At 70.1% G+C, this 13,082-nt stretch carries 7 protein-coding genes; 3 read left to right on the forward strand and 4 right to left on the reverse strand.

From position 1 onward, the window contains the following. Positions 1 to 33: 33 nt before the first annotated feature. Both CJ197_RS05405 and CJ197_RS05410 read left to right on the forward strand, forming a co-directional pair. A complete protein-coding gene (locus CJ197_RS05405) occupies positions 34 to 1,575 on the forward strand; it encodes an LssY C-terminal domain-containing protein (RefSeq protein ID WP_102235718.1) in 1,542 nt (513 codons plus the stop codon). Between the two features lie 141 nt (positions 1,576 to 1,716). After that, the gene (locus CJ197_RS05410) at positions 1,717 to 3,819 is read left to right on the forward strand and encodes a PhoX family phosphatase (RefSeq protein WP_102235719.1); all 2,103 of its coding nucleotides are present in this window, start codon (positions 1,717 to 1,719) and stop codon (positions 3,817 to 3,819) included. A gap of 153 nt (positions 3,820 to 3,972) precedes the next feature. On the opposite strand, the gene nhaA is transcribed toward CJ197_RS05410, so the two are convergent. From nhaA to CJ197_RS05430, 4 genes are all read right to left on the reverse strand, one after another. Next, a complete protein-coding gene (gene nhaA, locus CJ197_RS05415) occupies positions 3,973 to 5,295 on the reverse strand; it encodes a Na+/H+ antiporter NhaA (RefSeq protein ID WP_102235720.1) in 1,323 nt (440 codons plus the stop codon). Then, on the reverse strand, positions 5,292 to 6,716 hold the full coding sequence (locus CJ197_RS05420; protein WP_102235721.1) for a sodium:proton antiporter: 1,425 nt from the start codon (positions 6,714 to 6,716) through the stop codon (positions 5,292 to 5,294). The genes nhaA and CJ197_RS05420 overlap by 4 nt, the downstream gene beginning before the upstream one ends. Positions 6,717 to 7,019: 303 nt before the next feature. After that, positions 7,020 to 10,937 (reverse strand): phosphodiester glycosidase family protein, encoded by a 3,918-nt coding sequence (locus CJ197_RS05425; protein WP_102235722.1) that lies wholly within the window; start codon positions 10,935 to 10,937, stop codon positions 7,020 to 7,022. Between the two features lie 142 nt (positions 10,938 to 11,079). Continuing rightward, the gene (locus tag CJ197_RS05430) at positions 11,080 to 12,360 is read right to left on the reverse strand and encodes a hypothetical protein (RefSeq protein ID WP_102235723.1); all 1,281 of its coding nucleotides are present in this window, start codon (positions 12,358 to 12,360) and stop codon (positions 11,080 to 11,082) included. A gap of 333 nt (positions 12,361 to 12,693) precedes the next feature. Between CJ197_RS05430 and CJ197_RS05435 the strand changes: the two genes are divergently transcribed. Next, complete coding sequence (locus CJ197_RS05435) at positions 12,694 to 13,050, forward strand: hypothetical protein (RefSeq protein ID WP_102235724.1); 357 nt, start codon at positions 12,694 to 12,696, stop codon at positions 13,048 to 13,050. The last annotated feature ends 32 nt before the right edge of the window (positions 13,051 to 13,082 follow it).

Below are 13,082 nucleotides of genomic sequence, written 5' to 3' on the forward strand. Positions count from 1 at the left end.
CCCCCGCTGCCCCCGCACCCCGCGACGCGCCCGATGACCCCTCGCCGCTCCGCCTCCCGGGTGCCGCTGGACCGCCCGATCGCTGCTGAGCCCCCGGCCTACGACCACGACGCCGGACACAACCACAACCGGCGCCGCCTCGAGATCTACACCCTGCTGGACAACGGCTTCATCGCCGCGGGCGTGGTGGTCTCGGCGTGGCTGGCGTTGATCTACCTGGTGGAGGGCTTCTCCCTCACGCCCATCCGCCTGCTGTACCTGCTGGGGTTCTGGCTGCTGCTGACCTACATCACGTTGCCGCGCCTGCACCAGGTGATGACCCGCATCTACCTGCCGGACTATTTCTTCGGCCGTACCCGCACGTCGGAGGGGATGCTCTCGGACCCCATCAACATCGCGCTGGACGGCCCCGAGCGGGACCTACACGTGGCGCTGCGCCGCGCCGGGTGGGTGCTCGCGGAGGAGCGCACCCTCGCCTCCGCCTGGGGGATGGTGCGCGCCACCCTGCGGGGCCGCTCGTATCCCTCGGCCCCCGTCTCGGACCTCTACCTGATGGGCCGACGCCACGACTTCACGTACCAGCAGGAAGTGGGCGGCACCACCGCCAAGCGCCACCACGTGCGCTTCTGGCGGATGCCGCCGGATTTCGTGCTGCCGGGCGGCCACCGCACCGACTGGGTCGCGGCCGGCACCTACGACCGTGCCGTCGGCTTCTCCTTCTTCACCTTCCAGTTCACCCATCGCATCGACGAGAACATCGACGTGGAACGCGACTACCTGGTGGACACGGTGCGCTTCGCCGACCCGGCGGTGGATGTCGAGGTCATCAAGGAGTTCTCCACCTCGTACCACGACCGCAACGGGCAGGGGGACCGCTTCCGCACCGACGGGGATCTGCCGGTGATCGACGTGACCGGCGCGGCGTCGCGGTCCGATGGGGCCAGCGCCATGATGCTCTCGCGGCATCGGCCCACCGGCACCTCGGTGATGAAGGCCCGGGCGCGAGCGGCGGGGCAGTCGGCGTGGGCGGTGGCGCGCCGACAGCCCAGCGGCAGCGATGACCTGCACACGCAGTGGCAGGACACGATCGACGATGTGCAGGAGGCGATCGCGCGGGCCTCGGATCACCATCTGCCGCCGGCGACGGTGCTGCTGACCGGCGCGCTCGCCCTCACGCAGGCGATCCTCGTGGCTGCCCAGTGGTTCGCGGTGCTTTCCGGCACGGATCTCACCCGCTGGGCTCCGGACCTGGGGCTCGCACTGCCGGAGCCCGAGCAGTTGCCGCTCGCCACGGGTTTCGCGGCGGTGCTGGTGCTGCTGTTCATCGGGGTGCTGCGCCGCAGCCGCTGGTCCCGCATCAGCCTGATGGCCCTGTTCACCGTCGACGCCTTCGCGCGGCTTGCGCTCGCATCCTCGATGAGCGGGGATGTGGCGCATTCGCTGCTGGTGGGCGCGGGGGCATCGGCCCTGGGCGTGATGGCGATCAGCTCCGACGCCTCCCGGCAGTGGGTCCAGACCCAGCGCCTGGATCGTCGCCAGCGCACGGACGCGGACACGGGGCCGACGGTTCCTTGACCTGCGCTCCACGGTTCCTGGCGGTGGTGTTCATGCGCTGTTCCCTCTCCGGTGGGAACCCTGTCACCGCGCGGGCGCAGTGTGCTGGGGCTCGTGCCCGCCTCGCGGCGTGGCGAATCGACTGCGAAGGACCCCTCTCCCATGGCTCTGATCGATCTGCCCCTGCTGATGAAGGACTCCGTGCGAGGCAAGCGCTCGGCCGTGACCTGCGCGCTCAAGTGCGCCAGCCAGTGTGCGTTCGGCCCCTGTAACCACAGCGACAACGAGACCTTCCGTGACATCGCCTCCGCTGCCCTGACCCGGCGCGGCGTGCTCGGCGGTTCCACCGCGGCGCTGGCGATCGCGCTCGGTGGCACCCAGGGCGCCCTCGCCGACGGCAACGGCAAGGGCAAGGGCCACGGCAACGGCAAGGGCAAGGGGCACGGCAACGGCAAGGGCAAGGGCCACGGGAAGGGGAAGGGCAAGGGGAAGTCCGGCGCCCTGGCCCCGAACGGCACCAAGCTGCGCTTCGAGGCGATCTCCCCGGTGGACGCCGAGGTTGATGAGTTCACCGTCCCCGAGGGCTTCGCCTGGCACCCGATCATCCGCTGGGGCGATCCGCTGTTCGATGACGCCCCCGAGTTCGACTGGGACGCTCAGAGCGCCGAGGCGCAGCGCCTCCAGTTCGGCTACAACAACGACTACACCGAGATCCAGGAGATCCCGGGTTCGCACGGCAAGCGCGCCGTGATGTTCGTGAACCACGAGTACACGAACGAGCCGATCATGCTGCCGCCCACTACCGACGCCGAGGACGCGACCATGATCGGTATGGCCGCCCATGGCCTGTCCGTTGTGGAGCTCGAGCGCAAGAACAAGAACTTCCCCTACCGCTACGTGCGCGGCGCCGAGCTGAACCGCCGCATCCACCTCGATGACGACTACGCCCTGACCGGTCCCGCCGCCGGCAGTGACCTGCTGAAGACCGTCGATGACCCCGAGGGCCGCACCGTCCAGGGGACGCTGGGCAACTGCGCCGGCGGCCTCACCCCGTGGGGCACGCTGCTGTCCGGCGAGGAGAACTTCCACAGCTACTTCCGCTCCGCCGGCACCAGCGAGGCCGAGCAGCGCTACGGCCTGGCGGACCGCGCCACCGCCCGCGGCTGGGAGAACGTCGAGGAGCGCTTCGACGCCCGCACCGAGGGTTACGAGAACGAGCCCAACCGTTTCGGCTACATCGTCGAGGTGGACCCGTGGGATCCGACGTCGACCCCGAAGAAGCACACCTCCCTGGGCCGCTTCAAGCATGAGGGCGCCAACGTCATCGTCGCCGAGGACGGCCGTGTAGTCACCTACTCCGGGGACGATGAGAAGTTCGACTACCTGTACAAGTTCGTCTCCCGCGACTGCTACATCGAGGGCGACCGCGAGCACAACATGACGCTGCTGGAGAACGGCGACCTGTACGTCGCGCGCTTCACCGGCGACTCCCCGGCCGCGGAGATCGACGGCTCCGGTGAGCTGCCGTCCGATGGCGAGTTCGACGGCACCGGCGAGTGGCTGCCGCTCGTGCTGGACGGCGAATCGGCCGTCCCCGGCTTCACCGTCGAGGAGGTGCTCGTGCACACGCGGCTCGCGGCCGACGCCGTCGGCCCCACCAAGATGGACCGCTGCGAGGACGTGGAGCCGTCCCTGCATACCCGCCGCGTCTACGTGGCCTGCACCAACAACTCCGACCGCGGCACGGACGGGAAGGCCGGGGCCGATGAGGCCAACCCCCGCACCGAGAACCGCGACGGCCACGTCGTGGAGATCGACGAGCAGGGCGACCAGACCTCCACGACCTTCGCCTGGAGCCTGCTGCTGGTGTGCGGTGACCCCGCCCAGGGCGATGTCACCTACTTCGGCGGTTTCCCCGCCGAGAAGGTCTCCCCGATCTCCTGCCCGGACAACCTGGCCTTCGACGCGGTGGGCAACCTGTGGATCTCCACCGACGGCCAGCCTTCCGGCATCGGCTTCAACGACGGCCTGTTCCGCGTGACCCTGAACGGTGAGGCACGCGGACGCGTGGAGCAGTTCCTCTCGGTCCCGCGCGACGGCGAGACCTGCGGCCCGATCATCCGCGACGAGGACCGCTCCGCCTTCGTGTCCGTGCAGCACCCGGGTGAGGACGGCGAATGGGGCGCTCAGCGCTCGTACTTCCCGGACTACGACGGCCGCGGCCCGAAGCCCACCGTGGTGCAGGTGCTGCCAGCGAAGGGCTGATCACCGCCGCGCACCGACGACGCGAACCGGCCCCGGGAGAGCTCTCCCGGGGCCGGTTCTGTCATGCGGTGGGGCCGGCAAGCGCGTCGGTGATGTGAGGCGCGAGGTCACGCACAACCCCGTCGGCCCACTGCCTGTCGGCCCTGTGCGGACTCAGCCGTCGGCACCCCAGTCGGCGCCGCGGTCATACCCGTCGGACTCCGCCCCGGACTCGCGCTGGAGCCGCGCGTACATCCGGTTGCGGGGCACGAGGATCGCAGCACCGACCACGGCGGCGAGGGTCGAGGCGGTCAGCACGCCCACCTTCGCCCAGTCGTACATGACAGCGCCCGCCTCGAAGCTCAGCTCCGAGATCAGCAGGGACACGGTGAAGCCGATTCCCGCCACGGCCGCCATGCCGATCATGTCCGGCCACTTCAGCTGCGAGTCCAGCGTCGCGGAGGTCAGCTTCGTCATGAGGAACGAGGTGCCCACGATCCCGATGATCTTCCCGCCCACGAGGCCGATGATGACGCCGAGCGCGATCGTGGACTGCCAGGCCTCCAGCAGCCCCGACAGACCGCCGACGGCGACCCCGGCGCTGAAGAACGCGAACACCGGCACCGCGATCGCGGAGGAGAAGGGGCGGATGCGGTGCTCGAGCGTGTGGGAGAGCGAATGCTGCTTGCCGTACTTCGAGATGCCCTTGGTGGGAACCATGAAGGCGAGCGCCACGCCCGCGATCGTGGCATGCACCCCGGAGTTCAGGAACAGCACCCAGGTGATGAACGCCAGCGGCGCCAGCAGCACCCAGGCCGTCCAGTAATGCTTCTTGAACAGGGCCTCGTGCTTGGTGGTCAGCCACCAGAACAGGGCCAGCGGGATGATCGCGAGCGCGAGGAACCACAGGCGCAGGTCAGAGGTGTAGAAGATCGCGATGATGGTGATGGCGATGAGGTCATCGACGATCGCGAGGGTCAGCAGGAAGGTGCGCAGCGCGGGCGGCAGCGCGGAGCCCAGCAGCGCCAGGATCGCCACTGCGAAGGCGATGTCGGTGGCGGCGGGGATCGCCCAGCCGCCGATGGCGCCCTCGGGACCGGCCAGGTTGATCAGGGCGTACAGGATCGCCGGCAACGCCACACCGCCGAAGGCGGCGGCCACGGGCACCGCAGCCTTGGCGGGGGAGCGCAGGTCGCCCACCACGAACTCCTGCTTGAGCTCAAGGCCGGCGAGGAAGAAGAACACGGCCAGCAGGCCGTCGGACGCCCAGTGCGCCACGGACAGCTTCAGATTGATGGGCCCCAGCTCGAAGCCCAGGTAGGTGTCGCGCACGGCGAAGTACGCGCCCTCCAGGGGCGTGTTCGCGAACAGCAGCGCCAGCACGGTGGCGATCAGCAGCAGCGCCCCGCCGGGGATGGCCCGGGTGACCCAGTCCTCCAGGGGGTGGCGTTCACGAAATGTCCCGTGTTCGAGGATCCGGCTCGATGGTGTGGTCATGGACTGATCTCCTGGGAGTCGGGGACGGGGTCAGCAGGCTGCAGGGCAGCACCGGCGCGGAGGTTCAGGCCGGCGCGCAGCAGAATGAGGGCCACCACGAGGGCGCCCAGGGCCTTGGCCCACAGCGGATCGGCGATGAACAGCAGCAGCATGGCCAGCAGCACGGGGGCCAGGTGCACGAAGGCTTCGCGCACGTAGCCGAAGAAAGCGGGCATCGCCACGCCCCGGTTCTCCGCCACGGACTTAACCATGAAGTTTGGTCCGTTGCCGATGTACGTCATGGCGCCGCACAGCACGGCGCCCAGCGAGATCGACACCAGCAGGGATTCGGGCACGTTCGCGATCCGCGGGTCGCCCGGCACCTGCGTGGCCATCTCGAAGAACGTGGCGTAGGTGGGGGCGTTGTCCAGCACGGCGGAGAGGCCTCCGGTGAACAAAAACAGCGTGATTTCGTTCAGCGGAAGGCTGGGGGCGGCGCCGCGCAGCACCTGCAGCGCTGGCACCATCGTCACGAAGATGCCGATGAACAGGGCGCCGACCTCCGCGATCGGTGCCCAGGAGAACTCGTTCTCCTCATAGCGCACGCTGCGCGACCCCAGCAGCAGGGACGCCCCGGCAGCGGACAGCATCACCAGTTCGCGCCACGGCACCCAGTTCAGGCCCTCAATATGCCCATGGCCTACGGCGTCGATGTCCAGGGAGGGCACGAGCGCGACCGCCGCGATGATCACCGCGAACCAGATGAGGTTGATCGCGCCGCCCAGGCGCAGCGGCGTGCGTTGCGTGGTGTCCAGGGCGATCGCCTCCGGCGACTCCTTGGCGTGCAGCCGCCGATCCAGCGCCCAGTAGGAGATCAGCAGCAGCGCGTTGACGAACAGCCACTGCGGCAGCAGATTGAAGGTCCAGGTGAACGGCACCCCGCGCAGCATCCCGAGGAACAGCGGCGGATCCCCGAGCGGGGTGAGCAGCCCGCCGCAGTTGGCGACGATGAAGATCGTGAACACGACGGTGTGGGCGCGGTAGCGGCGCTGGGAGTTGGTGGCGAGGATCGGCCGGATCAGCAGCATCGCCGCTCCGGTGGTGCCGATGAAACTCGCCAGCGCCCCGCCTACGGCCAGGAAGATCGTGTTGGTGCGCGGCGTGGCGGGAAGATCACCGCGCAGCACGATCCCGCCGCTGACGGTGAACAGCGCCAGCAGCAGCACGATGAACTGCACGTATTCGATCAGGGCGTGGGCCAGCAGCTCAGGATGCGCGGTGATCAGCAGGCCGATCGCGACGGGCACGGCGAGCGTGAGGGCATACAGCAGCTGGTTGCGGGGCCGCTCCCAGTGATGCGCGAGCTGCGGCACGAGCGGGAAGATCGCGATGCCCAGCAGCATCGCGATGAAGGGCAGCAGGGTCCAGGCGGGGAAACTCATCACGGTTCGCGCCACCTTCCGGGGAGAGCCGGAAGGGTTCCGACGGCGACCGTCCCCCACGACGTCGAGGAGAACAGGCGGGACCGCACACCGGCGCACGGGTACAGAGCATGCAGAGCCATCGGTGTCCTTCACGTGTCATGGGCGGCGGGGGTGCGTCGTTCACCCCTGTGCCGACCAGACTTCCCGGCTCTCCGCGGGTCATCCTCTCATGGGGCCGACGCAGCGCCCGGGACCATGATCCGAACGTGAGCGGTGCAACGCCGGTCCGGGGCGCGCTGCGGGCGCCCCGGACCGGGCACCTCAGCCGATGCTCCGGCGGCGCCGTGCGAGCAGAACCCCGAGCGTGATCAGCACGATCGCTGCTGCGGCCAGCGGCAGCAGCTCCGCGCCGGTGCGGGCCAGGGGGCCCTGCCCGGGCGTGTGGCCATGCTCACCGCTCCCGGCGGGTGGGGGTGCGGTGCCGTCGGAGCCGCTGCCGGGCTGCTCATCGGCCGTGCCGTCCCCGTCGGTGCCGCCATCGTTCCCCGAGCCGTCGCCCTCGGACCCGTCGTCCTCGGACCCGTCGTCCCCGGAGTCATCGCCGGGGCGGCTGCCCTCATTGCTGCCGTCCCCGTCCTCGCCCGGTGCGTCGTCACCCGGCGCCTCGGGATCCTCCGGCTGCGGGCCGGGGCCCTCGCCCGCCACGTGCACCACGTGCTCGGCGGTCCGGCCGTTGACGGTCACGATGACGACCGCCTTCCCGGGGCGCAGGCCCGTGATCTCCCCGGTTGTGGGGTTCAGGCGGATCACAGCCGAGCGATCCACCTGCTCGGTGGCAGCCATCGCTGTCCTCGCTGCCTCGGCGTCCGCGCCGGGGCTGTCAACCGTCCCGGTGCCGTCGTCGATCTGCACGCCCTTCCCGCCCCACTGGGCGGTGACCGGCCAGGCCACCGGCACCTCCCGGCCATCCTGCGTGAAGCGCGCCGAGACCTCGCCGACCTCGTCCACGCGCAGCTGCGCGGTGCCGTCGGCGCTGATCTCATCCACCCACGGGCGGGTCTCCGCCGCGAGCCACGCCACCCGGTCCGCCGTCGTCGGATTCGAGCCCACAAGGCCGGCGCCCGGGCTGATGCCCAGCATCGTCCAGCCGGTGAAGCCGCCCGTGGCCGGGGTGCCCGCCGGAGACTTCCCGGAGTTGCCGTTGATGAGGTAGGTGACGCCCTCCACCGCGGAGCCGTGGAACACGCCCACATGCGCGTTCACCACCGCGACGGACTTGCCGCTGCTGCGGCGGAACTCCGCCAGCTCCCGCTCGAGGGCCCGCGCCTCCCGCTGATCGGACAGCTGGCTGAGGGCGCTCGGCAGCGGATCAGCCGGCGGATGGTGGAAGAACACGACCGCGCCGGTGAGGGTGTCAGATTCGGCCACCTCCTCGAGCTGCCGCTCGAGCTCGCGCAGCTGATCCAAGCCCTCATCCTTCAGCGAGCCGGTCGCCGTGTTCAGGGTGATCACGCGAGTGCGCCCCAGGGTCCGCTCGGTGGTGGTGTCCCCGAAGGCATCCTCGAAGTTCGAGATCGCCCCGCCCATGATCTCGTGGTTGCCCGGCACGTAGATGTACGGGATCTCGGGATCCCACTCCTCATCGAGGATCTGCTGGGCGAGCTCGAAATCCTCCGGGGAGGCCTCATCCACGAGGTCGCCGTTGATCACCAGCAGATCCGGTCGGGTCTCGCGGATCTCCTGCAGGGTGCGCCGCGCCCCGGCGACCGCATCGCTGTCCGGGCTGGTGGCCACGAACTGCGCATCGCTCAGCACGGCGATCCGCTGCGGGCGATCCTCCACCGTGCCGTGGGTCAGCAGCGCCGGGTCGTGCACCGTCGGCACCGGCGCGGTCTCCACCGCCGGAGTGGTGATGGCCTGCAGGTTCGCCACCGCAATATTGCCTTCGTACTGCGTCTCGGGTCGGGTCTCCATGATGCGGATGCGCTGGACCGTGAGCGGCTGCGGCAGCCCCTCGGGGACGGTGAAGCGGACCGTCTGCCAGCCCTCCCCGTCCAGGTGGTCACCGTCGAGGTTGGTGACGGTGCCGTTGCCGTCAGCTACTTGCAGGCGCGGCCACGCGCCGGTGCCGTCCGCGCGCACGTCCAGGGTGAAGGCCAGGGTCTTGCCCTCCACCGTGACCGGCTCGTTCGCCACCAGGTAGAAGCCGCGCGTCGCGGACGCCGTGGTGAAGTCGTAGGTCATGCCGATCGCACCGCCGGCCTCACCGTCCGGGCCCTCCGCCGCGGTGATCTCCCCGGTCGCACGGGCGGTCTCCGTGGTGAAGGCCGAGGGATCGGTGAGGTCCAGAACCTCGCTGACCTCGGTGCCGAAGGTGAGGGCGACGGTCGTGCTCAGCTCGCCCACACGGAAGGTCACCGTGCCGCTCTCGCTCTCACCGGTGGCACGCACCTGCCACGTGCCCAGGCCGTCATCGGTCACGGTGAAGCCTCCCTCCACCTCGACCTCGACGTCCGCGCTCTCAATGCGGGCCCGCTGCCCATCGGCGTCATAGCCGGTCAGCGTCAGCTCCGCGACCTGCTCCGCATCGGGCAGGTTCACCGCCCGTTCGCTCGCGCGCATCCCGATCGCCTCCCCGAGGACCCGCAGCTCAGCGCGGTCCTCATGGGCCCCAACCGTATAGGTCACGGTGCCGGAGCCGGGCGCGGCGCCCGCCACGCGGACGCTGGACTCTCCGGCCTCGGCCAGCTCAAGGGACCCGGCGGCGGTGAACTCGCCCGCCGCCATCAGCGGATCCAGGTTCGCGCCCAGGCCGGTGCCCGTCAGCGTGCGGTGCAGGCCCGGGAACACCGCATCCTCGCCCTCGAGCGCGAGGTCCAGCTGCACATCGGACAGCTGCTCAGCGGGGGCGTCGGAGTAGAACACGAGGGCGTTCGGAACCTCGCGCACCTCCCCGTCCGACGGCGTGTTCCATACCTGCTCGCCCTTCGCACCGGCGGCGCGGGCCACCACCGCGGAGGAGCCGCCGCCATCGAGGTTCACGGCGTTGTGGGCGCCCATGTCCGCCAGCAGCTGCGCCAGATCCGGCAGCGTCATCCCGGCGGAAGCGTTGCTGCGCCCATCGAGCACCAGCACGAACAGCTCGGAGCCGTCCCGGCTGATACCCACCGCGGTGCGGGGATGCACACCGGTCGCCAGCGGGTCATCGCCCAGGTCCGCCACCTGCCCGTCCACGAGGATCTGGTGGGATCCGGCGATGCCGAGGTCCACGTCCTGATCGGGGCCGATCGCGATATCCACGGCTTCGCCGACGGTCAGGGCGGCGACCTGCTCGGCGCCCGCCTCCCGGCCGATCAGCAGCTGCCCGTCCGCCGGGATCTCCGGGTCACCGGTGCCCTCCTGCACGGGCGTGACCGCGGTGACGACGCCATCGACCACGGTCGCGACCGCGACCTGCTGCGAGAGCTCATCGGGGGCGCCGACGGGCCGATCCAGCGTGTACTCGCCCCACGCCGGGGTGTACACGCCGATGCCGTCCTGCGGCAGGGACGGGTTGTTGACCCCCTCCAGGGCGCGCACGGTCCCGTCGGCCAGCGTCAGCTCCCCGGCGGCGGAGAGCGCCTGGATCGCGGCACGGCCATCGGCCAGGGTCAGGGCGGGCATCGGCTCGGCGGTGCCCACTCGCACACCCTCCGCGGAGATGGACGTGTTGAGCGGAGCGTCGGAATGGTTGATGTCGAAGAAGGTGCCGTTCACGGCGGCGACGGCCTGCTCCCCGCGCGCACCCGAGCGCATCACATCCTGCAGCGGGGCGCGGCCGGTGACGGTTCCGTCATCGACCACGTCCATGCTCAGCGTCTGCTCGGTGAGATCCGCGGTGAGGACGCTGCCCTCCATCCAGCCGCCATCCTCGAGCCGCGAGAACGTGGTGAGGTCCAGTCCCGGCGCCACCCGGTAGGAATCCGCCTCCCGCAGCACACCGCCGCGAGACAGCTGCTCATCGGTGACCTCCGCGCCCGCCGGAGCGAGAGTGAAGGTCGACAGCGCCGCCGGCAGCAGCAGCGCGAACGCCGCGACCAGGGCCAGCAGGCGCGACTGCGGCGAGACAGCGCGGGGAAGCGGCGTGGGCGCAGCGGTGGGGAGGGGGCCGACGGAATCGCTCGACGCCGTGGGCGCGGCGGGGGGGTCAGCGCGGCAGGGCTCAGCGGGAGAGGGCAGGGGAGGGGTCAGCTCGGGCATAACGGCTTCCGACTCGCGGGGGAGAAAAGGGTCCCGACGAGCTTACGTGGCGTGCGTCACGCCGCGGCGGCGTGCAGGTGAACTATGCGTGACCGGTGGAGCGGGGTGGTGTCGGCACGCTGGCCGCGCCGCCGCGGGGCTCTCACATCTCGGAGAGGCTGACGCCGATCCCGACGTCCCGGATCACCACGGAGCCATCCTCGGTGCGCGCGAGGACGAGATGGACGCCCTCGCTGTTGAACTCGTACGGGTTATCCGCATGCTGGATGAGGCACACGGTGTCCCCCGGGAACGTGTCGTACATCGGCGTGGGCCCGCCCGCGACGAATTGCGTGTACGTGATCATGCCGCCGGAGCGCAGGTAGTACGGGCCGGCCATGATCTTCCCGCTCGGATAGGCGTCCAGGAACTCGCCACCACCGATGATCTCGCAGGATCCGACATGGGCCCCCACCGGGAAGAGATCCGCGCGCCCGAGGCGGAAGCTCTCGTCCTCGATGAACCTCTGGTCGGTGCGTCCCTCGGCAAGGTCCGGTGCCTCACCGTCGATGAAGAAGTCTCCGGCCGATGGGTCTCCCGCGGCGAGCAGATCCACCACGTGCTGCACATCTTCGATGGCGGGCGGGCGGATGTCCTTACCGCCCGCATGCAGCACCGCGTCCTGATGCACCATCTTCTCGCCATCGAACTGCCAGGTCATCGTGGCGCTGCCGGAACTCTTCGATGCGCCATCCGGGCCGTCACCGAAGACGGCAATCTCCTCCTCCTCATAGGTGAGGGTGTCGCCCTCCGTGGAGATCGAGGTGATGTGCATGCGACTGTCGTGCCACGGCCCGGGGTAGTTCTCGATATCCATCGGATCCGCGTACCCCACCAGCTGCAGATCCGCGTCATACACCCCGATCGCGTGCGGTGTGCCGGAGCCGCCGTTGTAGCAGTCGATGTGGATCGCGGCGAGCTCCTCGGTGGGGGTGGAGAGAATGTGCACCTCATCGCCCAGGGTGACCTTCGACGTCGGAGCTCCTGGCGTGAGCACCCCGTCCGTGAACTGGGCGGGCGTGGTTGTGTAGTCCAGCCCGCCCCATGCGCCGTCGCCCCAGATGAGGTCCGCGCATCCCGGGGGCAGCATGAGCGCGGCCTCGTGCAGCTGGTCCACGGTCGGCGCGGGGGTGACCGTCGGCTCCGGACCCTCGGTGGGCTCTGCCCCGGCCTCCTCCTCAGCGTCCGTGGCCTCCGCCGCCTCGGCGTCGTCGGCCTCCGGGACGCCGCCGCCGTCGGACGCAGCACTCCCGGCCTCGGCAGCGGCAGGCGGGTTCTCATCGGTGTCAGCATCGCCGCCGCACCCGGTGATGACCAGCAGCATCGCTGCGGCAACGGCGGTGAGGCGGCGGGAGGTAGAGAAGGGATGGCGAGGGGTGCGCATGACGACTCCTGTGGGGATGACATCGATGTCACGGCCGACCGGGCACCGCGGACCATCACGGCGGTGAGGGACCGGGGAGGGCAGCTCGACGCCAGGGTACGTCCGAGGGCAGACAGATGTCCGGGACCCTCGGCTCTCCGGGGCTTTTGGCGAGGACCAGGCTCCGCTGCCTCCGCGAAGCGAATTCGCTCGACGTGGCGGGGGCGGCCGCGTATCCTGCTGGGGCTCCATCGATGACCCCCGCGGAGGTTCCATGACAGCGGCCTGATCTGGCTCTCGGTTGACGTTTCCCCGGGTGAACTATGCCCGGCGTCACCCGAGAAGGAGAAGATCATGGAGCATCGACAGCAAACCTCCGCGACCGCGCAGACCTTCCTGCCCGCGCAGGGACAGTTTCCGGTCACCCGCCGCCTCGCCAAAGACCCCGCCACCGCCCAGCGTCTGAGCAACGCCCTGCGCACCGCCACCGATGAAGTGCGGGCGCGGCATGTGCGCGAGTGGTGCGCCCGGGACGACGGCGCCTTTCCCTCCCGCGCGGCGGCCTCCCGCGAAGCGGTCCAGGAGCTCGAGGTGCTGTGCCGAGCACTCGGCGGCCTGCACCGCATCACCGTCGCGGACATCGAGTTCGGTGTCCGCACGATGCGTCCGCCGCGGGAGTTCGACTATGGCGATGACTGGTTCCTTCCCTGATCGGCGCAGGTGGCGGGCTCGCATCCCCTGAA

The sequence above is a fragment of the Brachybacterium sp. UMB0905 genome (assembly GCF_002871795.1).
In the GTDB taxonomy this organism is placed as follows: Bacteria; Actinomycetota; Actinomycetes; order Actinomycetales; family Dermabacteraceae; genus Brachybacterium.